The organism is Nocardia sp. NPDC058499 (assembly GCF_042719915.1).
GTDB lineage: Bacteria > Actinomycetota > Actinomycetes > Mycobacteriales > Mycobacteriaceae > Nocardia.
The window spans coordinates 131517-153905 of record NZ_JBHXMZ010000006.1 but is presented as its reverse complement, the minus strand read 5'-3'; the positions used below and the strand labels follow the sequence as shown (position 1 = coordinate 153905).

Below are 22389 nucleotides of genomic sequence, written 5' to 3'. Positions count from 1 at the left end.
GTGAGCACACTGCGCCCGGCCGACCTCGCCCGCGAGCACGGACTCTCCACCCAGGCCGTCCGGAACTACGAACGCGACGGGTTCATTCCCGCCGCCGAACGCACCGCCGGCGGTTACCGCATCTACACCGAAGCGCACGCCGCGGCGCTGCGCGCCTACCTCGCCCTGGTCACCGCATACGGCCACGCCCTCGCCGGACGGATCATGACCGAAGTACACGAGGGCGGCCTCGACACCGCCCTGGAGCTCATCGACCGCGGCCACCACCAGCTGCTGCGCGACCGCGAAACCCTCGACACGGTGCGTAGGGCGATCGGCCATCTGACCTCCGGGCCCGGCGCCACCGCGGACCACGCCACCGCCACCACCCGCACTGTCGGCGAACTCGCCCACCACCTCCGCCTCACCCCCGCGACCCTGCGCAAATGGGAAACCGCCGGCATCCTCACCCCGGTGCGCGATCCGGCGACCGGATATCGGGTCTTCCACGCACCCGATATCCGCGACGCCGAACTCGCCCACCTGTTGCGGCGCGGCGGCTACGGCCTCGCCCATATCGCCACCGTGGTGGAGCAGATCCGCACGGCCGGTGGCACAGCTGCCCTCGCCGCCGCGCTCGACGACTGGCAGCGCGCACTCACCGCGCGTGGGGTCGCGATGCTGGTGGCAGCCGGTCTGCTCGGGCGCTATCTGCACGACACCGAGCGGATGTGATCAGCTCTCGAGGACGACGGGCAGCCCGCGCAACCCGTGGAGCGCGCGCGATTGCAGGGGTTCGGTCTTACCTGCGATGCGTGCGTCCGGAAACCTTTCGAAGAAGCGCCGGACCGCGATGGCCGCTTCCGCACGGGCCAGCGCGGCACCGATACAGAAGTGGATTCCGGCACCGAAGGTGAGGTGGCGGTGCGGTTCCCGGCGCCGGGGGTCGAATACGTGTGGGTCGGTGAAGATTTCCGGGTCGCGATTCGCTGCGGCGAGGAGCAGCACGATCGGCGTTCCGGCGGTGATGGCGCGATCGGCAAGCCGAGTATCGGTTTTCGCTACTCGGACGACGTACTGGACGGGAGTGTCGTAACGCAGCGATTCTTCGATCACCGCTGTGTAATCACCGTCGGCCGGATGGAGGCCGGGCTCCCGTAGCAGCATGTGCAGGGCATTTCCCAGCAGATGTGTGGTGGTGCCGAAACCGCCGACCAGCAGCATGCTGCAGGTGGCGATGGCCTCGCGCAGGGTCAGCTGCGCCGGGCATTGCTGTGCCAGACCGGGGATGAGGCCGGCACTCTCCGGTTCGGCCTGCTCCAGACGATCCTTGAAATACGCTGTCATCTCGGTGACGAGAGCTCGGGAACGCTCCCTTTCCTGCGCTGTTCTGGCCCCGTCCAGCAACGAGGCGAGAACGTTGCCCCAGGCGGCGAAGCGCGGGGCATCCGTCTGCGGTAAGCCGAGAATATGCGAGATCATCGCCATCGGAACGGCTTCGGCATAGTTCGTGACCAGGTCGGTGACCCCGCCACGCGGGAGCTCGTTCAGGCAGTGCTCGACACTCTTTTCGATCCGGGGCGTGAGGTCAGCGAGTTCGCGCCGGTGGAACGTCGGCGCGGCCAAGGACCGCAATTCCGTGTGCCGGGGTGGTTCCAGCTTGAGAAAGGAATCGTCGACCGGATGGACGAGCGTGACGTCGCCGGTGGCATGGCGCCGGCGTGCCGACGCACCGATCGGCGCCGGCCCGAAATCGCCGCTGGTGAGCACCTGCTGACACAGTCCGTGTGAGGCGGTGAACAGCAGGCCGCGGCGGCTGGTGGCCAGCGCGCCCCGGGCACGGACCTTCTCGTATTCCCGGTGCCGATCGGACCCGGGGCGGGCCCAGAGGATCCGCGCACCCGGGTCGCCACGAAGGACATCGGAGAAGAGCCGTGCCTTTTCCAGAGACATTGCTGCCATGATCGGTCGCTACCCGCCCCTATGCGCCGACCGCCGGCTGGGCGGTGACCTGCCGGGCGGGATGATAGCTGGACCAGTAGTACTGGCGGTAGAAGTTTTCGGCCAGATTCACCCAGGTGTTCAGGTGGTCGAGATCGCCCAGGAAACGATGCATATTGACGAGCAACCAGCTCCATACGGCCTGACTGTCCCGGCAGTTGTCACAGTCCCCGGTGGTGGCACAGTACTGGACGCTCTGGTCGGTCCGGTACGCGTTGAACCGGCCGACGATCGGATGCCCCTCGGTCAGGCGCTCGGCGTGCGCGGGGTGATCGTTGCTGATACTGGGGCAGGTTTCGGCGCCGAAGGTACCCCAATGTGTACGCCCCGTGACCAGCGTGCGGAAGTAATACGGGTCGCCGATAACGGTATCGGGGTAGGTTTCGCGCATCCGGGTCATTTCCTCGATGGCCCGTTCTTCGTTGTGCAGCCGGGCGGTGGGATCTGTGCCGTTGTCGCTGTAGTAACCGAAGTTGATCTGGTTACCGTTTTCGGCGATGGCCTCGACGGTGCGTTCGAGGTACGGCATCCCGGCCTCGCTGAGCGTGTAAACCCAAGTGGCTCGCGGATCGTCGGTATAGGTGCGCAACGCCTTATCGAACAATCCGCTGATCCGCCGGCCGTTGACTCCGTAGCCGCGTAACTCGTCGTCGACCGGTCCCCCACCCCACAGCGATACTGCGATGGCGAGATCTTCCAGCCCGTCGTACGGTATCGGCCGCGTCCCGTTCGTCACCACCGTGACATTGCGAATCGTCTCCGCGAATACGCGCACTCGGTCCAGGACGAGTGCCGGTTCACCGCCGATCAACAGTGTGCTGGTGATCTTCTTGTTGTCGCGGAGATCTTCGGCGAATGCGCGGATCGTCCCCAGATCACGGATTTCGACGCTCTGCTTGTCCATATCGTGTTCGAAGAACCAGCAGCCCTTGCACCGCAGGTTACAGGCGTCGGTAACCCAGACCTCCACCGTTCTGATTCCCCGGGCCACTTCGTTCACACGCATCAAACGTTCGGCCAATGCCGGATCCTCTTGCGCGAGTTCGAATGCTCGGGTTAATATGCGTTCCTTACTTGGCCTGACGTCCAGGAAAACGGGCTGAGCCACGACATCCTCCTCGGGGCGATGCGGCAAGTTCTGCGCGCTGCTAGATGTCACCGGCTAGCCGAACATGTCCGAAAACGACAGTGCTGCCGATGCGTAGCCGAATCAACGGGATTCGACGGTGGTTGGTAAGAGAGCGGATTGGGAGCGGTCTTACTGAACTGAAATCATTAGCGCCACAAAGAATTCTAGGATAGCCCCGCTGACAGCGCGAGACCCCAGCGTTATCCTTGACATTTTTATAACATTCCTGACATATGTCAGGAATAATTACGACGCGTCGGCATCCGTTGCGTAAATCCTACATGCCCCTGTTGTGGGGTCGCGACCCGGTACGCACGCGTCGGCGTGAATCATCCACGGCGGAGCCGCATCCGGCCACACCGCAGCAACATCACGGACCCAGCGGTGGCGACGGCGGAAACATCACCGGCATCGATGAGAGTGCCCGATGGAAAGGCCCTGGCCGCCAATGCAGTTCCTCGGGCCGGCAGGCGAGCTGCACCTCGGGAAGCGCGTCAAGCAACTGATCGATCGCATTCTGGGCAACCATATAGCCAATCGAGCGGGCCGGGCAGGTATGCGGGCCCGAACCCCACGCCAGATGCGCGTTGTTGTCGGTGTACTGGCCCGCATGGATCGCCGGATCGTTGTTGCAGGCCGACATTCCGATGAGGACCGGCTGATCGGCCGGTAGCCATACACCGTCGAGCATGATCGGTTGCCGCGGATAGCTGAGACAGTAATTCGCCATCGGCGGATCGGTGTACAACAGCTCGTTGAGCGCGTCCCGGGTCGTCGGCGCCACACCGGAGGACGATGTGCCGGTGAACCGCGGGTCGGTGATCATGAGAAGCAACGTGTTGACCGTCAGGTTGGTCAGCGGCTCGATACCCGCCCCGTACAACACGGCCAGCTGGTGCACCATCTCCGAGTCCTGCAGCTGCGCCGGGTGCGCCAGCAGCCGGGAGGTGACGTCCCGGCCGGGTTCGGCGCGCTTGAGCGCGACCAGCTCCAGGAGCCCTTCGTTGATCTGGGCATCCGCTTCGGTAGCGGCGGAACCACCTTCGAACATGGCGGCCATACCGGCAGCGATGTACTGCCCGATATCCGGCGGGCAACCCAGCATGGCGTTGAGCACCTGGAAGGTCAGCGGAAAGGCGTACTGACCGATGAGTTCGGCTTTGCCGTCCAGACAGAAGTCGTTGATCAGCGGGGTGGCAACCGCTTCGACGTTCTGGTGCATGGAGAACAGATCGACCCCGTCGAGTGCGGCCGTGATCGCCTGCCGGTACCGGGCATGCTCTCGTCCGGTACTGCGCATCACATTGGGCCGCCACGCCATCATCGGCATGAGCGGGTGATCGGCAGGGACGGACTTCTCCCACGAGCGCGCGTCGGCCGGAAAGTGTTCGGGGTCATTGAAAATCCGGATGGCAGTGTGGTAGCCGATCACCAAAGTGGCCGGAATACCCGGCGCCAACTCCACCGGCGCGAGAGTTTCGTGCCTACGACGCATTTGAGTGAACCAATGATGCGGATCGGCGGCGTACTCCTCGGTGTACAGAGCGACGCGCGGCGGGGTACCGGTTCGGGCGGGGGCGGAGTACGGGCAGCCGACAGTGCCGGTTTCGGACGACGGTAGGGACTTGGCCAATGCCTTGGAACTCCAATGAAAGCAACAACAACAGAGCAGAAGTTGTCTCAGTTGGGACATCTCCTGCGTCGGAACATTATTGGTGTAGCGAATCGATCGCAACCCGGCGGGGAAGTGCGTTCGGCCACTACGAGCCGCCGCGGCAGGGTATTCAGAAACCCCGGAGTCGGTCGGGGATCACCCGGATCGGCACCGAATACTCCGCACGGAACTGCTCGGCCGTCATCGACAGGCCTGCCAGCCCGTCCTGGTACTTCTCGAGATAGGCCGCAACCTCATCCGGGTCGGTGGTCAGTTCGAGCCGGGCGGGACCGCCGAAAACAACGATATCGCCGCCGGATCCGGTGCTGTTGAAATGCAGCGCCACCCGGGGGTCGCGGGCGATATTGCGGAGCTTGGGCCGGTCGGGCTGACTGAAGATGAGGAAGGACCCCGCCTGCCAGTGGAACCAGACCGGGTTCGGTTGCGGAGTGCCGGTCGGGCCGACGGTGGTCAGCCAGATGATCTCCTCACGCGCCAGGCGCGCGGCAACCCGTGCACCGAACTCCGTCGCTGGGTCGAATAGTTCGTTGACCTGCGGTGTTTCCATGGGCCGACCTCCAGATCATCGGGGATTTCGCCGGAACAACACCCTCACCCGCGCACCGGTTCCCCGCAAGAGCGACGACCGAGGCAAAACCGTAAGTATTCGATAACAGCTTATTTTATAGGTCTCTTTTCCGTCTAAATAGGTTCTCGGAGCCCACTTCCGTGCGAAACTTCTGCCGTTCGTCAACCCCTCTGAAAGAAGACGCCATGAGAACACTCGCCTTGCTGGGCTCGGCCGCACTCGCCTTCGCCGCCGCCGGAACCGTCGTCGCCGCCCAGCCCGCCGCAGCCCAGCCCGCGGAATGCCACTCCTCCTACGAACCCTGCGTCCCCGTCACCAGCGACGTCGACTGCGCGGGTGGCAGTGGTAACGGGCCCGAGTACACCGGGCAGGTTCGAGTGATCGGCCCCGACGAATACGACCTGGACCGCGACGGTAATGGAATCGGCTGCGAAAACAGCTGATCCGCACGGTTCATCCGGGCGCCGTCACCACCATCCCAGCAGGGGATGCAACGCGCGCCCGAGTGGGCCGGCCAGGGATCGGGAGAAGCTGGCGCTCAGATGGTGTTCGTCGTGGTAGGCGAGAATATTTCCCACGACGACCGGGCACAGGTCATCCGTACACACGGCGTCACTGAGGTCTATGGGGAAGACATTCGGAAAGTACGACGCAGGTTCGAGGCCGGGGTTGATCTCGTCCAGCGCATCGATACGGCGCATCCCGCAACCGGCCGCGGACCCGCCGAAGGCGAGACAGTCACCGGCCCGGTACGGGACGCCGCCATCGCGGCGCAGCCACGGAGTATCGCGGATCGTGATCACATTCAGGCCCTGATCGGCCAGCGCCGCCCAGACGTCGAGATAACCGGGTGGGGTTTCGTCACCGCTTTCCAGACGCGGATGGGTGCCGATGGTGAACACCCAGTCGGGCCGGTCGGTTCCCAGCCGGTCGATGACGTCCCGGGACCAGTCGCGGCAGTCCGGGATGGCCTCACCTTTGTAGGTGGCGTCTTCCGCGAGTGTCAGTGCGCAGCCCATCTTGAGGTAGGTCCGGATTCGGAAATTATGCTGTTCGGCGAGGACCTGCAGAGCCGGCAACCAGTGCTCCACATGCGAACTCCCCGCCATGGCCAGGGTGCGCTCCGCGTCCGAGTCGCCGTAGGTACAGGTCACGACATCGCGGGTGTCCCAATCGGCGATACAGCCGTCCACCGTCGAGGGCGGCAGATCGGCCGAGACCTCCAACGGGCTCGGACGCACCCGGGCTTCCGGAACGGGCGCACCGGACGCGAGCGCCTCCGCACCGGGATAGCGGACGGGGTCGAGCGCACCGGGCACGGTCGCCCGGCCCACGACCAGCACCTGCCAGGCGACTGTTACCGCGACCATCGCGACCGCTACCGCCGACACCGCCACTCCCGTCACCCGCCGGTACCGCGAGGACGCGTCACCCGCGGGCCCGGACCCGGAGCGCAGCCGGAGCGGCTGTTCGACCCAGCGATGCGTGCACCAGGCGAGCATCACCGACAACACGACGATCGCGAGCCCACCGGCCAGACCCGCCCGCGGCTGGTCGCGGTAGGCGAGGTAGAAGATCAGGATCGGCCAGTGCCACAGGTACAGGGGGTAGGCGATATCGCCGAGCTTGCGTGCGACCGGGGTGGCCAGAATCCGGTTCGGCCACGGCCGGTCCTCCGGGGCGACACCGGTACCGGACAAGATGAGCGCCAGACAGGCGCCGACAGGTAGCAGCGCGGCCGGGCCCGGAAAGCGGTTTGCGCCGTCGACGATCAGCCAGCCGCAGCCGACGACCCCGGCCAGTCCCGACCAAGCCAGTACCTGCCGTAAGGGTCGTGCCGGTGACCGGCTCGACGCGAAGAGCACCAGGCCCGCGCCGGCCAGCAACTCCCACGCCCGGGCGAAGCTGTCGTAGTAGTTCCAGCCCTGATAGGTGGCCGTACCGTGCGCCGCATACACGAACGACGCGGCCGCGGCCACGGTGAGGACAACCCCCAGTACTGCCCGCATCCGCCCCTGATATCCCAGGTACCGGCACACCGCGGTCACCACCGCTACGACGAGCAGCGCAGCCGCGTAGTACTGCCCCTGGACCGACATCGACCACAGATGCTGCAGCGGGCTCACCGACGGGTCCGCGGCCAGATAGTCCGACCACGTCCACGCGAGCTGCCAGTTCTGGTAGTAGAACAGCGACGCCAGCGTCTGGACGGCGATATCCGCCCATTGCGTATAGGGACGCAACACCACGGCAGCGCTGAGGACCGCGACGAGCACCACGACCAGCGCCGGCAGCAGACGCCGCAGGGTCCGGCGCACGGTGGACCACACCCCTACCGAGCCGGTATTGCCGGCCCGGCGCAGCAGCAAACCGGTGAAGAAGAAGCCGGACAACACCAGGAAGACGTCGACACCGCCGGATACCCGGCCCATCCAGATGTGGAACACCACCACCAGCGCGATCGCCACTCCACGCAGACCGTCCAGATCCGCGCGATAGGCGGTACCCGCGGCCGGTTTCGTACCGGGCCGGGGCGCGGCCGATACCGCGGTCGCCTCGCCGGCCACCGCACCGGGACACCCGGGTGTTCCGGCCGACCGAGGCGTGGGTCCGGGTGAATGCGACGCAGCCATGACCAACCGTTCCCTTACCCGTGCGGAGCCGATCGGCCCATCCGGCGGCCAAGCCCCCTGCCCCGGACGCAGCCGGGCCCAGCCGTCCACCGGCCGTGCGCCGTCCCTGTCTCACCTGTTCTCCACTGTATCGGACACCGATAATGGGCCCGCACCCCCAGCGGCGGCCGTCGGCACCCCCGCCGCTGCCCTACAGTGCCTCCACAGGAGGTGCCGACGGCGATCCCGTGAGCACTCTCTCTCCGCCGCGAAACACAACCGGGGTGCCCTCACCGACGGGCACGGCACCCCGCGGTCGTGTGCGACTCCTCCGGGGCGAGCGGCCCGACGGGCACCATGGAACTCGACGGCCGCCGTTCCGGGAGGGCGGGCCGGGTTTGTCGGTGGGTACACCGATGCGGTAGACAGGTCGCGTTTCATAAGCATGGGTAAGGGTTTTTCGTGGTCGACACGCTCGCAAGGACGGACGCACACACAACACAGGCACCGCCACCGACAACCCGCCCGTACAATCACACCGCCGATTTCATGCGGGTCGCCCTGTTCACCCTGGTGGTCGCCACACACACGCACGGCACCACTCCCGATGTCGCCGGCGGCAGCGGAGTGATGGCCACTGTGGGGCACACCACTCGGTACGGGTTCGTCGCGATCACCGTTTTCGTCCTCTTCCTGGGCTATTCCGGTCGCAAGGTCGCCCCCGGGGCCTTCTGGCGACGACGCTTCGGTCAGGTCGTCCTGCCGTATCTGGTGTGGTCGGTGCTCTACACGGTGTTCCTGGTCTGGTGGGACGATTCCACCCCGATGCCCGGCGCCGGGGAACTGGCCCGGGATTCGGTGGGCAGCATCCTCACCGGTGACGGCCGGTATCACCTGTATTTCCTGCTCATCTCCATGCAGATCTATCTACTGTTCCCGGTGCTCCAATGGTTGATCCACCGCACCGCGGGTCATCATCTGGAATTGCTCGCCGCCGCCGTCACACTGCAACTGGGCATATTCATGTTCTTCGACTGGCCCGGCGCGACCGCGGTGCTCGGCTGGAGTCCCCAGGTGCACCTGTGGAAGGCCTTCCCGATGTACGCGCTGTTCGCGGTGATCGGCGCCTTGCTCGCGGTGCATTTCGGGCGGGTCGATGCCTGGATCCGCGCGAATCTGCCCGTCGTCGTCGGCGTGGCCGTGCTCGGTTGTGCGTACGGTCTGGTGGGGCATCTGCGGGATGCGGATGCCGGTATCGACTCCACGCGCCACTCCTCGCCGTGGAACCCGCAGTTCCTGCCGCTGTTCGTCGGAGCCCTGGTCCTGCTGTATCTCGTGGGTATGGCCTGGAACGATCGCCGCGGCAGCGGCGACGGTCCGGTCGCACGCATCGTCAGCTATGGCGCACTGCGCGCGTTCGGCGTTTTCGCCGTGCATCCGATGATGATCGACGTGGTGTACCGGGTACTGCCGGTGGACCGGATGCTCGATCCCGTCCCGCACCTCCGCTCGGCGGTCCTCACAGTCATAGTGCTGGCCGCCAGCCTCTTGGTGGTCGAGGTCGCCCTGCGCACACCACTGAGCAACGCGCTCGTCGCCCGGCCGCGGCAGCCACTGCGGCGCCGCAAAACCGTTCCCCAGGCAGGCTAGGACCCACCAGGACACTCGCCACTTCTCATGTGCGCACGCGGGTGACCCTCCTGCGGCCACACCACCACACACGGCGTCAACTCCAGCGCGGTCGAATGCACGGCAGTCAGCGGGGCCGGCCAAAGGAAGACGGTATCGGCCTCGTCGTGTAGCGGCGGACGGCACGTGCTCGGCCACCGGTCGTTTACTGCGGTTCCGGGGTCACGGCGGCCGTGACCGTGGCCGCATTGGCGGCCGCCGGCCGCGCGGCGTTTCTGTTCCCGGGGTCGTGGTCCCAGTGGAGTGCGGATCCGTCCAACCCGGTCGAGGCCGGCGAAGCGGTGGCGTCCGGGACCACCGCGGAATAGGTTTCGCGGCGCGCACCCGGAGCCGGGTCGGGGCAGGGCCCGCAACCACAGGATTCGCCGGTGTCCAGCTCGACCCGCAACGGTCCCGGCTCCACGACCTTTGCCGGGTCGGCCGCGTTGCCGAGCAGCCGGTCCAGTGCGGTGCGGATGACGGCGACGATCGGCTGCCGTACCGAGGTGAGGGTGATCTGCCCGAAATTGCCCGCGGTATCGGCATCGAAACCGACCACCCGGATATCGCCGGGTATCCGGTGCCCGGCATCGGTGACCGCGCGGACCGCTGCCGCGGATTGCCCGCCCGTACCGATCACCATCCCACCGGGCGGCCGCACGCCGCGGAGAAACGCGCTCACCGCGGCGTAGGCGCCTTCGGCAGTCAGGTCGGTGCGGATCAGCTCGTGATGCGCACCGGCGACCTCGGCGAAGCCTGCGTACCGCTGGGCGACGGTTTCCCGGTCGCCGTGGCGCACGTCGCCATCGGTGAACCCCCCGACGAAGACGAGGTTTTCGCACCTGTGCGCCGCCGCCAGGTGGCGGGCCGCGAGCCGGCCCGCGCCGCGGTGGTCGGCGCCGACGATCGGCGAGTCGCGCGTACCCCGGCTGTTGTGCACCCAGACCACGGGAATACGCGCCTGTTCACAGATCGCGGCGGTGCCGGGCGCGTCGACCGCGCCGACGACCAGGAGGCCGTCGATTCCGATTTCGATGAAGGCGGCGGCGAACTCCCGCTCCCGTTCGGGATCGAAACCGGTATTGCCGATCATGGTGAGGTGATCCCGTGCCCGCGCCTCGATTTCGACCCGGCCGGCGAACGCACCGAACAACGGCATCGTCATATCGGGAACGAGCAAACCGATCTGGCGCCAGCGGCGCGGCCGGCGCAGGGCCTGTGCGTTGCGGTCGGGCCGGTAGTTCAGTTCGTCGGCCGCGGCGACGACCTTGGCACGTAACCGATCCGAGACCGGTCGCGGCCCGTTGTTCATCACATAGCTGACCACGGCTGTGGAGGTACCGGCGCGGCGGGCGACATCGGCGAGGGTGGGGCGTTTGACACTCACGATCGATCCAGTCTGGTCGTCGGGGACTCCGGTGCCGGAGGGTTTGATTCGCCCCGATTCTTACACTGTGCGCGCTGCCGCGGCCTCCCTACGCTAATCGATTAGACCCATTACGAGCAGGACCCACGGGTGTAACGAGCGAAGGGTGAAGTAGACGCATGGCATATACACGACCGACCGGCGTCACCTGGTGTGACCCCGAGAACGCCTACGACAGTTACGTTCTCTTCACCGGCGCCGACGGGATCACCCGGCTCATCGATCTCAACGGAACGGTGGTGCACGAATGGCCGTTCGCGGGTGTGCCGCCGCGCCTCATCGATCCCGCGCTCAACGGCGGGCGGCTCGGGGATGTCGGAGTCCAGCTATCGGACAGCGGTGACGCGCGCGGCGGGATATACGCCAACGGGACGGTGGGCCAGCTCAGCTGGTCCGGCGAACGCGTCTGGGAATGGGGGCACCAGGCCCCCGGCGGCGCCGCGCGGCAGAACCACGACTGGGAGCTGCTACCGAACGGCCACCGACTGCTGCTGGTCACCGTGCCGCGGGTCGTCACCGGCCTGGCCGACGCGACCGTGGGCGATCAGGGCCTGGTCGAAGTGGACGAGCACGGCGCGATCGTCTGGCAGTGGCTGGCCGGCGATCACCTCGGGGAACTCGAGTTCTCCGCGGCCGGCTGGGCTGCGCTGCGGGAGACGGCGGCACGTGATCCCGAGGACCCGTGGGGGTATCTCGAGATGAACAGCGCGAAATCCCTCGGCCCCAACCGCTGGTACGACCGGGATCCGGACAGTGCGTTCCATCCCGGCAATATTCTGGTCAGCTTCCGCAAGGCCAATATCGTCGCGCTGATCGACAAGACCTCGGGCGCCGTCGTGTGGAAACTCGGCCCCTACTTCGAGGCACTCGCCGGCGCCCAGCATCAGCGGATCAATGTCCACAAGGTGCCGCGGCCGCTGGATCAGATCTCCGGCCAGCACAATCCGCATATGATCGCCGAGGGCTTGCCCGGCGCGGGCAATATCCTCGTCTTCGACAACCAGGGTGGTGCGGGGTATCCACCGGCGGCGCTCGGGATCTACGCGGGGTCGCGGATCCTGGAGATCGACCCGGTCACCGAGCAGATCGTCTGGCAGTACACCGCCGAGGATTCCGGCCGGCCGTCCTGGACGTTCTTCAGCTCCTTCGTCAGCAACGCGCAGCGGCTGCCCGACGGCAACACCCTGATCACCGAGGGTATGCAGGGGCGACTGTTCCAGGTGACCGCGGACGGGGACGTGGTGTGGGAATACCACAGTCCTTACGAGGGCTACGGCGTCGCGGGTGAGCCCGAGGTCCGCGAGCCCCGGGTGCCGGGGGTGGACCGGCTCACGCTCACACCGCTGGTCTACCGGGCCCAGTCGGTGCCCTTCGATTGGGTTCCGGCGGGCACGCCGCGGCGGCCGGCACGTCCCGCCGGCACAGCACCGAATCCGTAAACCCTTGTTCCGGCCAGCACCCCAGGAAGGTTCGCCGACGTGACCACCAGCGTACGAGCCACGACCACCGGGACTTCGCCCGCGTCCACCACCCCGCCGGACCCGGTCCGGCGGAGCACGGTCCCGCGATGGATCGCGCGTTTCCGGGCCTTCGGCTGGACCGTGGCCGGGCTCGCCCTGGCCGCGACCGTCTGGAGCCTCGTCGTGGCGAGTGGCCAGTTTCCGCGCGAACTCTTTCCCAGCGTGCCGGAGATACTCCGGGCCGGATACGACCTGGCGGCAGAGGGTCTGCTCGCCGAGGATGTTGTCGCGAGCCTGCGGCGGGCGTTCGCGGGATTCGGTTTCGGGGCCGTCGCCGGTATCGCCGCCGCGGTGGTCACCGCGAATACCGCGGCGGGGCGCAAGCTGCTGCAACCCGTCCTACGGTTGCTGTCGCCGATCCCGACCATCGGCCTCGTACCCCTGGCCATCCTGTGGTTCGGACTGGGCGAGAGCAGCAAAACCCTCGTCATCGCCCTCGGCGTCTTCGTGCCCGTATGGATCAACAGCCATGCGGGACTGGCGAGTACACCGGCAGATTATCTGCGCGCCGCCCGCTGCCTCGGTGCCGGCCGGTGGCAGACCCTGACCCGCATCGTGCTGCCGGAAGCGACCCCCGATATCGTCTCCGGCCTCCGGGTGGGCGCGGCCATGGCCTTCGTGCTCATCGTCGTCGCCGAAATGACCGGTACCACCGCAGGTCTCGGCTACCGGATCTATCAGGCGCAGTTGTTCTCCCAGGCCGACCGGCTGATCGCCTGTCTGATCGTGCTGGGAGTAATCGGCGCACTGTGCGACCTCGTGATCGCCTCGAGTACGGCACCGGTCACCCGCTGGGCCCGCAAGGAGCAATGATATGTCACTCGAAATCAACGATCTCGTGGTGCAGTTCCCCGGACAGCCGCAGCCGACGCTGGACCGGATCGACCTGACGATTCCGGATGGCTCCTTCTCCGTCCTCGTCGGCGCCTCGGGCAGCGGAAAGTCGACACTGCTGCACTGCCTGGCCGGGCTCATCGCCCCCACCGCGGGCACGATCACCGATAACGGAGAACCGGTCGTCGCCCCGGATCCACGCCGCGGTATGGCCTTTCAGCGCGATGTCCTATTCCCCTGGATGAGTGTCGCCGGCAATATCGAGTTCGCGCTGCGGGCTCGTGGTGTACCGCCGCGCCTGCGGCGTCACCGCGTCCCGGAACTCCTCGAACTCGTCGAACTCGCGGCGGATGTGGGACGCCGGCGCCCCGCCGAGCTCTCCGGCGGAATGCGGCAACGAGTGAGCATCGCGCGCGTACTCGCCGGCGAACCCACGGTCATGCTGATGGACGAACCGTTCGCCGCCCTCGATGCGCTGACCCGCCTGAAGATGCAGGACCTGCTCATCGATCTGTGGACCCGGCTGCACCGGACAGTCGTTTTCGTCACCCACGATATCGACGAGGCGATCCGGCTCGCCGATACGGTCAGCGTTCTGCGCGACGGTCGCATCGCCGACCGGATCACCAATCCGCTCGGCCGCCCGCGTCCCGCGGACGCCCTGGCGGACCAGCCCGGTTACAGCGAGATCCGGAAATCGCTGCACCACGAACTCGGTATCGACCACGCAGTCCCTTCGCACCACCTCTGAAGCAGAAAGTCGCACCATTGTGAACATTCGTCTCCGGCGGTTGCTGTCCGCCCCGCTCGCGGCCGCCACCCTGACCCTGTCCGTCGTCGCCTGCGGCGATACCGGCAGCGATTCCGACACGTTGACTGTCGGTTTCGTCGTCGACCCGTCCTGGGCGCAGATCCCCGTCGCCGCCGAGGGCGGCCATTTCACCCGGCACAGTGTCGAGGTGGAGGTGGTGAACTTCCCGTCCGGAATCGAGGCGTTGCAGGCCGTCGCCGCGGGTCAGGTCGATATCGCGACGGCCGCCGATGTACCCACCTCCGCCGTCCTCACCCGGTCACCGTCGCTGCGCGTGGTGGGTGACGGCTCCCGCTGGGAGGGCTCGCGAATCGTCGCTCGCCGCAGCGCGGGAATCCAGAACATCGATGATCTCGCCGGGAAATCGATCGGGACCCCCATCGGCACGAGTGCGGCCTACTTCGCTGTCGACGCGCTGTCGGAGAAGGCGATCCAGGCGAACCTCGTGCAGGTCGCACCGTCGGCGACGGTCACCGCGGCCACCCAGGGCAATGTCGACGCGGTCTCGATCTTCCAGCCCTACCAGGCGCAGGTGATCCAAGCCCTCGGTGAGGACGCGGTCGAACTCGCGGGCGGCGGCTACAGCCAGCACAGCCTGTACCTGGCCACGCAGGCGGCGATCGATACGAAGGGGCCCGCACTCACGGCATTCTTCGCCGCGCTCGGCGACGCCGGGAAAGATCTGACGAATCTGTCGGATTCCGCGGTGGCGGCCGTCGCCGCGGCCACGCAGCTCGACCCGGAACTGCTGCGCACGGTTCTGCCGCAGTTCGATTTCACCCTGCACCTACAGCCGGACCTCGCCGCGAAACTGACCGAACTCGCCGGATGGGCCAAAACCCAGGGATCACTCCAGGGATCGACCGCGCTGCCCGACTATGCCGCCCTGCTCGACGACCACTTCCTGACGCCGGCCGGTCAGCCGACCTCGTAGTCCAGCGAACACGCGGTTCCCGAGTCGGCCGGGCGTCGTCCGCCGGATCGGTCCGGAACGGAGCGGGACGGGCGACTATCGCGCCCGCCGGTGCGGGTTCGTTCATGATCCCACCGGCCGCGACGCCGGGTGTCGAACACACCGCCCCCGGGCGACCACCTATCTTCACTGTGGTGAGTACCGCTGAGCTGCCGCGGCTCCAGTCCTCCTCCGGCCGGTGGATCGTGCTGGCCACGGTTCTCGGTTCGTCGGTGGCCTCGCTCGACGCGACGGTCGTCAATATCGCCCTGCCCCGGATCGGCGAGGCACTGGAAACCGATGTCGCCGGGCTCCAGTGGACGCTCAACGGCTACACCCTGACGCTGGCCTCGTTCATTCTGCTCGGCGGTTCCTTCGGCGACCGGTTCGGCCGGCGCAAGGTGTTCGTGGCCGGCGCCGTGGGTTTCGCCCTGGCATCACTGTTGTGCGGCGCAGCGGTGAATGTCGAGATGCTGGTGGCCGCCCGGGTGCTGCAGGGCGTGGCCGGCGCAATGCTCACACCCGGAAGTCTCGCGCTGATCTCCGCGTCCATCGATGATCGCGATCGGGGCGCGGCGATCGGGCTGTGGTCGGGGTTCGGCGGGGTGGCGGGCGCGCTCGGTCCCTTCCTCGGTGGCTGGCTGATCGACGCGGCGGGCTGGCGGTCGATCTTCTTCATCAATGTGCCACTGGTACTGGTGGTGGTTCTGGTCTCGCAGCGGCATGTGCCGGAGAGTCGCGATCCGGGGGCCGCGCCCCGGCTCGATATCCCCGGCGCGCTGGTGATCGCGGTCGCGCTCGGCGCGCTGACCCTCGGGCTGATCGATACTGTCCCGCTGCTGGTGGGCGCGGGCGCGCTGCTGCTGGCGGTATTCGTCCTGATCGAGGTGCGCAGCGACCACCCGCTCGTCCCGCCCTCGTTGTTCGCCTCTCGTGTCTTCACCGCGGCCAACCTCGTCACGCTGGCGGTCTATGCCGCGCTCGGCGGGGTGTTCTTCCTGCTGGTTCTCCAGCTGCAATTGGTGGCGGGTTACACACCGCTGCTGTCGGGTGCCGCCACCGTTCCGGTGACCCTCCTGATGCTGCTGCTCTCGGCCCCGGCCGGCCGGTGGGCCCAGCGGCACGGGCCACGCCTGCCCATGACACTCGGGCCGCTCATCGCGGCAACCGGACTGGCGCTGCTGCTGCGGATCGGCCCGGACGCGGCCTACGTGGTGGATGTGCTGCCCGGCGTGCTGGTATTCGGCCTGGGGCTTGCGGTGCTGGTCGCGCCGCTGACCGGGGCCGTACTCGGGGCGGTATCGACGGCCGAGGCGGGTATCGCCTCCGGCGTGAACAACGCGGTCGCCCGGACGGCGCAACTGCTCGCCGTGGCGGCGTTGCCCGGTCTGGCCGGTATCTCCGGTGCGCTGGACGATCCCGCGGCCTTCGATTCGGGTTTCGCGGTCGCCATGTGGATCTGCGCCGGGTTACTGCTCACCGGGGCGCTCCTCGCAGCGGTGCTGCTGCGCCCGACCCGGCGCGCACCGTCGCTGGACTCCGTCGACTGCCTACCGCAATGCGCGATCAGCGGCCCCGCACTGGCGCCGGAACACGCCCCGGACTGATCCGGGCGGACCGACGTGATGCCGGGTTCGCGCCCGGCACCACGTCATCGTCCGGTGACCCGGATCAGGCCACGGCACCACTGGTTTTCAACTCGATGATGCGGTCCCAATCCCAGCCGAGTTCGAGCAGGACCTCTTCGGTCTGAGCGGCGAACTCCGGGCCGGGCCGCAGTTCCGGTGCGGTGACATCGAACTGCACCGGACTCGACACCAGTGCCAATTCCCCAGCGGGAAGGATGTATTCGTTGGAGCGGATCTGGTGGTCGTCGGCAACCTGGCGGGAATCCTGCACCGGCGCCCACGGACCTTTGAGTGTCGCGAACTTCTTCGTCCATTCCGCGAGGGTCCGCTGAGCGATCGCCTCGCGCAGAATCTCCACCCCGGCATCGGTGTTCGCCGCGATCGCGGCCGCGTCGGCGAAACGGGGATCCTCGGCCATATCGGGGCGGTCGATATGGTGACAGACGTCGGCCCAGAACTTGCCGGGTTGCAGCATGACGAACGACAAGAAGCGATCATCGGCCGTTTTGTACAGGCCCGACAGCGGATTCGACATCGCGCCGTGTGTTCCCGGCGGCGGGGCGATCATCGGCTCGTCCTGATAGACCGACAGCGCCACAGTGTGACCGAGGGACCACAGACCACTACCCAGCAGCGAGACGTCCACGATCGACGGTTCCCCGGTGCGTTCCCGTTTCAACAGCGCCGCCGCGATACCGCCCGCCAGGTTGGTGCCGGAGATGGTGTCGCCGAAGGCGGGACCCGGCGGCGATATCATCCCGTCGGTACCTTCCGGAGTGATGGTGGCGGCCACGCCGCCCCGGCACCAGAAGGCCGTCATATCGTATCCGCCGCGATCGGATTCCACACCGCGCGGACCCAGCGCGCTCCCCCGGGCGTACACGATCTTCGGGTTCACGGCCCGGATATGGTCGACGTCGATGCCGAATTTGGTACGTGCCGACGGCAGGAAACTGGTGAGAAAAACATCTGCCTGCTTCGCCAGCTCATAGATCACCTCGCGCCCGCCCTCGACCGACATATCGATGCCGATACTGCGTTTGCCGCGGTTGGCGTGCTCGATATTCGGGTTCGGATCGCCCTCGACCTTGAACTTGCCGATCTGCCGCAGCCCACGCTGCGGGTCGCCGGTGACCGCGTGCTCGACCTTGATCACGTTCGCGCCCCAGTCGGAGAGCACCGCGCCCGCCGACGGTACGAAGCCGTACATGGCGACCTCGAGGACCGTGATCCCCTCCAGCGGTTTACTCACGAGGCATCTCCTTTCGGCATGAGCGAGGGCCCTCCGTGGTTACGCTCCGCTACCTCCTCCGAGCCTGACTCGCTCATGCTGTATCCATCGGGCATGAGCGAGGGCCCTCCGTGGTTACGCTCCGCTACCTCCTCCGGGCCTGACTCGCTCATGCCAGCACCTCGGCGATGGTCTTGCGCTCCATGAATTCCTCCATCCCGACGACGCCCATTTCGCGGCCGACACCGGACTGCTTGTAACCGCCGAACGGCGCGTCGGGGTGGAAGTAGTTGCCGCCGTTGATGCTGAAAGTTCCGGTGCGGATCCGCCGCGCCACCGCGCGGGCGCGTTCGGCGTCGGCACCGAAGACACCGCCGGACAGACCGTAGATCGAGTTGTTGGCGATCGCGACGGCGTCGTCGATATCGTCGTACGGAATCATTGCCAGCACCGGGCCGAACACTTCTTCCTGCGCGATCTCGCTGTCGGGGTCCACGTTCGCCAGCAGGGTCGGCTTGTAGAAGTAGCCCGGGTCCACCTTCTCGCCGCCGGCCACCAGGGTGGCACCGGCCGCGACCGCGCGTTCCACCAGCCCGTGGACCTTGTCGCGCTGGCGTTCGCTGATCAGCGGGCCCATATAGTTCTTCGGGTCGGCCGGGTCGCCGTAGGTGATGTTCGCGAGGTTCGCGGCGACCAGTTCGGCGACCTTGTCGTGGTCGGCGCGCGGGACCAGCAGCCGGGTGGTGATGGCGCAGCCCTGGCCGGCGTGCGAGCAGATACTGAAGGCGGCGAACATCGCGCCCATGGTGTAGTCGGCGTCATCGAGCAGGATCGCGGCGGATTTACCGCCGAGCTCGAGGAACACCTTCTTCAAGGTTGCGCTGGCGGCGGCCATGATCTTGCGGCCGACCGGGGTGGAACCGGTGAACGATACGACGTCCACATCCGGGTGCGTGGTCATCCGTTCGCCGACGGCCACTTCGGAACTGGTGAGGATATTCACCACGCCGGCCGGGATATCGGTGTGCTGCGCGATGAGTTCGCCGAGCGCGAGGGTGATCAGCGGAGTATCGGGTGCACCCTTCAATACGACCGTGCAGCCGGCGGCCAGCGACGGCGCAAGTTTCGCGAACGCCAGCTGGTAGGGGTAGTTGTAGGCGGCGATGGCCGCGACGACCCCGGCGCCTTCCTTCTCCACCCACCGCTGGTGCTGGGCGCCGCGGATCTCGACCGGCCCGAGGTCCTCGGTCCAGGTGTAGTCCTTCAGCAGCCCCGCGTAGTACTTGACGATCTCGAACGGGGTTTCGAGCTGGTTGCCCTTGGTGAGGATGTAGCTCGCGCCGACCTCGGCGATCATCAGGGCGCGCAACTCCTCCACGTTGTCCTGCAGCGCCTGATAGAGCTGTTCCAGGCAGCGCGCGCGGAATTCGTGATTCGTCGACCAGTCGGTGGTGTCGAACGCACGGCGGGCGGCGGCGACAGCGGCGTCGACCTCGGTCACACCGGCTTCGGGTGCATGGCCGACCACCTCACCGTTCGCGGGATTGAGCGAGGCCAGGGTGCGCCCGGTCTCGATCAGCTGCCCGTCGATGAGCAGCCGTTGGGTGGCAGTCACCGCCTCTTCCTGCGTTGACATCCCGCCTCCTCGAAGTTCGTGGAAATAGCATTCTCGTTTCAGGAGAATAGTACATTTGAGAGCAGGGCCTCGCGGCCGATTCGATGAGCTGGAGCTATCCAACCCGCGACGGACCCACAGCCGGATTGCGCGGATCGCCCGGATCTTGCGCAGCCGATCTTTACGAGAGTACGGTTCTCGTATTCGGAATGCATGTTCTTGCGCCGGTGGGCGCGAGAGAGGAGAGGCAAGCGTGAAAACCGCAGTTGTCACCGGCGGCGCCTCGGGCATCGGACTGGCCATCGCGCAGCGGCTCCGCAGCGACGGCTTCCACGTGGCGGCCCTCGACCGCAATGCCTCCGCCGACGACGATTCCGCCTACCGGGCCGATGTCACCGACCCCGAAAGCCTGACCGAAGCGCTGGGCGCCATCCGCGAGAAACTGGGACCGGTCACCGTCCTGGTGAACGCCGCCGGCGTGGATGGATTCAAGCGTTTCCAGAACATCGATTTCGCGGAATGGCAGCGGGTTATCGAAGTCAACCTGCACGGTGTCTTCCATACGATCCAAGCGGTGCTGCCGGATATGCTCGAAGCCGGGTGGGGGCGGATCGTGAACATCTCTTCCTCCAGCGCGCATTCGGGGCAGCCGTTCATGACGCACTATGTCTCGTCGAAATCCGCGGTCAACGGGCTCACCAAATCGCTGGCGCTGGAATTGGGCCCGTCCGGGATCACCGTGAACGCGGTCCCACCAGGATTCATCGACACCCCGATGCTGCGCGGCTCCGAGGAGCGCGGGCTGCTCGGCGGCAGCGTCGAGGACCATATTCAGCGCACCCCCGTGCGGCGTATCGGAAAACCCGAGGATATCGCCGCCACCTGCGCTTTCCTTATCTCCGAAGAGGCCGGCTACATCACCGGCCAGATCATCGGCGTCAACGGCGGACGAAACACCTGAATCAGCCCTCGGAATCCGCCGGCCGCACTCGAAGGGAAGTGACAACCGTGAAGGTCCATGTCGATCAGGAACGCTGCCAGGGGCATACCCTCTGCTCGATGATCGCGCCGAAAGCGTTCGAACTCAGCGAAATCGACGGCCACTCGTCACCGGTGGACGAGAATGTAGCCCACGATCAAGAGGATCAGGTGCGCGAAGCGGTGCACTCCTGCCCCGAGCGCGCCATCACGCTCACCGAATAGACCGAGCAAGACGAGGGGGCATCCGATGTCCGCCACCGAACCCACCGACCGTCGCCGTCCGCATTTCCATTACGACCGCTACGAACCCGGCTACCGGGAGTCGTTCCAGACGATCACCGACCATATGCACCGGCACTGCCCGATCGCTTGGACCGACAACCACGACGGTTATTGGGTGGCGGCGGGCAACCGGGAAGTCTTCGAACTCGCCCGCTGCCCCCACGTCTCCAACGACCGCGATGTCGAGGGCATACGCCGCGGATATCAGGGCATCACGATCCCGTCCACCAATCAGGCCGCCATCCGCAACGGCATCCTGGAGATGGACGATCCCGAACACCGCGAATTACGTTCGGTGCTCAACCCGTACCTCTCCCCGGCCGCCGTACAGCGCTGGATCCCATTCGTCGACGAACTCGTACGGGCCGCGCTCGACGAGAAGATCGCCACCGGGCGTATCGATTTCGTCGACGATCTCGCCAATATCGTGCCCGCGGTCCTGACCCTGGCGATGCTGGGCATCCCGCTGCGCAACTGGGCGGTCTACAGCGAGCCCGCCCATGCCACGGTCTACACCCCGCCGGACTCCCCGGAGTACGAGCGGGTGCACCGGTTGCACCAGGAAATGGGCCTGGATATGTACACCAACCTGGTCGAGATCCGGGAACACCCGCGGCCGGGCCTCGTCCACGCGCTGGCCACCGCGGCGACACTCGGCGGCGAACCGCTCTCCGATATCGAGATCCTGGGCATGCTCGGGCTGCTGATCGGCGGCGGTTTTGACACCACCACCGCGCTCACCGCGCATTCGCTGGAATGGTTGTCCGACCATCCCGCCGAACGCGAAACTCTCAGCCGGGAACGCGACGAACTGCTCGATTCGGCGACCGAGGAGTTCCTGCGCTACTTCACCCCCGCACCGGGCGACGGCCGGACCCTCAACACCGATATCGAACTGGCCGGCGCTCGGTTCGCCGAAGGGGAACGGCTGTGGCTGTCCTGGGCGATGGCCAACCGCGACCCGGCGGTGTTCGAACGGCCCGATACCGTCGTCCTGGACCGGAAAGGCAATCGGCACTTCAGTTTCGGACTGGGTATCCACCGTTGTATCGGATCCAATGTGGCCCGCGCGGTGTACAAGCGGATGCTGCTGGCGGTGCTGGACCGGATACCGGATTTCCGCTGTATCCCGGAGGAAACCGTGCACTACGAGACGATCGCGGTCATTCAGGGCATGCGTCATCTTCCGGCCACGTTCACTCCCGGTGAGCCGCTCGGTCCGGGGCTGGCGGAAACCCTGGAGAAGTTGCAGACGGTCTGCGATGAACAGCGACTCGCCGAACCCGTCACCGTCCGGAAGGACGCCGCGCAGATCTAGCACCGAGGGCATCACGACGGATTCTCCGTGACCGCGGGGGGGGGGGGGCGGGAACCCACCGCCGTCGCAGGAAAACAAAGAAAACACCGGCCGAAAGAACCCCCCCAACGGTACCCCAGGGGGGGAAAAGGTCATCGCGAACAGCGACAATCCCACCCA

Annotated in this window: 18 protein-coding genes and 2 pseudogenes; 12 read left to right on the top strand and 8 right to left on the bottom strand. The window is 66.6% G+C overall.

Features of this window, described 5'->3' with window-relative positions; translation table 11 throughout:
* On the top strand, positions 1-714 hold the full coding sequence (locus ACFWPH_RS19715) for a MerR family DNA-binding transcriptional regulator (RefSeq protein ID WP_378752960.1): 714 nt from the start codon (positions 1-3) through the stop codon (positions 712-714).
* Here the strand turns inward: ACFWPH_RS19715 and ACFWPH_RS19710 are convergent, their stop codons facing one another.
* From ACFWPH_RS19710 to ACFWPH_RS19695, 4 genes are all read right to left on the bottom strand, one after another.
* Positions 715-1941: a cytochrome P450 gene (locus tag ACFWPH_RS19710; RefSeq protein ID WP_378752958.1), complete on the bottom strand. Its 1227-nt coding sequence runs from the start codon at positions 1939-1941 to the stop codon at positions 715-717.
* 19 nt (positions 1942-1960) lie between these two features.
* A complete protein-coding gene (locus tag ACFWPH_RS19705) occupies positions 1961-3001 on the bottom strand; it encodes a radical SAM protein (RefSeq protein ID WP_378752956.1) in 1041 nt (346 codons plus the stop codon).
* A gap of 478 nt (positions 3002-3479) precedes the next feature.
* Entirely contained in the window at positions 3480-4574 is a 1095-nt protein-coding gene (locus ACFWPH_RS19700) for a cytochrome P450 (RefSeq protein WP_378752954.1), read from the bottom strand.
* A gap of 319 nt (positions 4575-4893) precedes the next feature.
* Positions 4894-5331 carry a TIGR03667 family PPOX class F420-dependent oxidoreductase gene (locus ACFWPH_RS19695; protein ID WP_378752952.1) on the bottom strand — a complete coding sequence of 146 codons (438 nt, stop codon included), beginning with the start codon at positions 5329-5331 and terminating at the stop codon, positions 4894-4896.
* Positions 5332-5537: 206 nt separating this feature from the next.
* Between ACFWPH_RS19695 and ACFWPH_RS19690 the strand changes: the two genes are divergently transcribed.
* Positions 5538-5795, top strand: a complete 258-nt coding sequence (locus ACFWPH_RS19690; protein WP_378752950.1) for a hypothetical protein — start codon at positions 5538-5540, stop codon at positions 5793-5795.
* A gap of 24 nt (positions 5796-5819) precedes the next feature.
* Here ACFWPH_RS19690 and ACFWPH_RS19685 read toward each other — a convergent pair whose 3' ends face one another.
* The gene (locus ACFWPH_RS19685) at positions 5820-7985 is read right to left on the bottom strand and encodes an acyltransferase family protein (protein ID WP_378752948.1); all 2166 of its coding nucleotides are present in this window, start codon (positions 7983-7985) and stop codon (positions 5820-5822) included.
* A gap of 528 nt (positions 7986-8513) precedes the next feature.
* Between ACFWPH_RS19685 and ACFWPH_RS19680 the strand changes: the two genes are divergently transcribed.
* Positions 8514-9614 carry an acyltransferase gene (locus ACFWPH_RS19680; RefSeq protein WP_378752946.1) on the top strand — a complete coding sequence of 367 codons (1101 nt, stop codon included), beginning with the start codon at positions 8514-8516 and terminating at the stop codon, positions 9612-9614.
* A 182-nt stretch (positions 9615-9796) separates the two neighbouring features.
* Positions 9797-9961 (top strand): annotated as a pseudogene (locus ACFWPH_RS19675) (hypothetical protein); the annotation flags it as partial.
* Between the two features lie 59 nt (positions 9962-10020).
* Here ACFWPH_RS19675 and ACFWPH_RS19670 read toward each other — a convergent pair.
* A pseudogene (locus ACFWPH_RS19670) lies at positions 10021-11019 on the bottom strand (LacI family DNA-binding transcriptional regulator); the annotation flags it as partial.
* Between the two features lie 158 nt (positions 11020-11177).
* Between ACFWPH_RS19670 and ACFWPH_RS19665 the strand changes: the two are divergent.
* The 5 genes from ACFWPH_RS19665 to ACFWPH_RS19645 all read left to right on the top strand — a co-directional run bounded on the left by ACFWPH_RS19665 (position 11178) and on the right by ACFWPH_RS19645 (position 16782).
* Complete coding sequence (locus ACFWPH_RS19665) at positions 11178-12497, top strand: aryl-sulfate sulfotransferase (protein ID WP_378752944.1); 1320 nt, start codon at positions 11178-11180, stop codon at positions 12495-12497.
* A gap of 39 nt (positions 12498-12536) precedes the next feature.
* Positions 12537-13391, top strand: a complete 855-nt coding sequence (locus ACFWPH_RS19660) for an ABC transporter permease (RefSeq protein WP_378752942.1) — start codon at positions 12537-12539, stop codon at positions 13389-13391.
* Between the two features lies 1 nt (position 13392).
* A complete protein-coding gene (locus tag ACFWPH_RS19655) occupies positions 13393-14163 on the top strand; it encodes an ABC transporter ATP-binding protein (protein WP_378752940.1) in 771 nt (256 codons plus the stop codon).
* Between the two features lie 19 nt (positions 14164-14182).
* A complete protein-coding gene (locus ACFWPH_RS19650; RefSeq protein WP_378752938.1) occupies positions 14183-15157 on the top strand; it encodes an ABC transporter substrate-binding protein in 975 nt (324 codons plus the stop codon).
* Positions 15158-15330: 173 nt separating this feature from the next.
* On the top strand, positions 15331-16782 hold the full coding sequence (locus ACFWPH_RS19645) for an MFS transporter (RefSeq protein ID WP_378752936.1): 1452 nt from the start codon (positions 15331-15333) through the stop codon (positions 16780-16782).
* A gap of 64 nt (positions 16783-16846) precedes the next feature.
* Here the strand turns inward: ACFWPH_RS19645 and ACFWPH_RS19640 are convergent, their stop codons facing one another.
* Positions 16847-18055, bottom strand: a complete 1209-nt coding sequence (locus ACFWPH_RS19640; RefSeq protein ID WP_378752934.1) for a CaiB/BaiF CoA transferase family protein — start codon at positions 18053-18055, stop codon at positions 16847-16849.
* A gap of 148 nt (positions 18056-18203) precedes the next feature.
* Positions 18204-19670, bottom strand: a complete 1467-nt coding sequence (locus ACFWPH_RS19635) for an aldehyde dehydrogenase family protein (RefSeq protein ID WP_378752932.1) — start codon at positions 19668-19670, stop codon at positions 18204-18206.
* A gap of 232 nt (positions 19671-19902) precedes the next feature.
* Between ACFWPH_RS19635 and ACFWPH_RS19630 the strand changes: the two genes are divergently transcribed.
* Genes ACFWPH_RS19630 through ACFWPH_RS19620 form a run of 3 tightly spaced genes read left to right on the top strand, consistent with a single transcriptional unit; the run spans position 19903 to position 22230 of the window.
* Positions 19903-20610 carry an SDR family NAD(P)-dependent oxidoreductase gene (locus ACFWPH_RS19630; protein WP_378752930.1) on the top strand — a complete coding sequence of 236 codons (708 nt, stop codon included), beginning with the start codon at positions 19903-19905 and terminating at the stop codon, positions 20608-20610.
* 47 nt (positions 20611-20657) lie between these two features.
* Positions 20658-20852: a ferredoxin gene (locus tag ACFWPH_RS19625; protein WP_033245846.1), complete on the top strand. Its 195-nt coding sequence runs from the start codon at positions 20658-20660 to the stop codon at positions 20850-20852.
* A gap of 25 nt (positions 20853-20877) precedes the next feature.
* Positions 20878-22230, top strand: a complete 1353-nt coding sequence (locus ACFWPH_RS19620; RefSeq protein WP_378752928.1) for a cytochrome P450 — start codon at positions 20878-20880, stop codon at positions 22228-22230.
* Positions 22231-22389 lie beyond the last annotated feature (159 nt).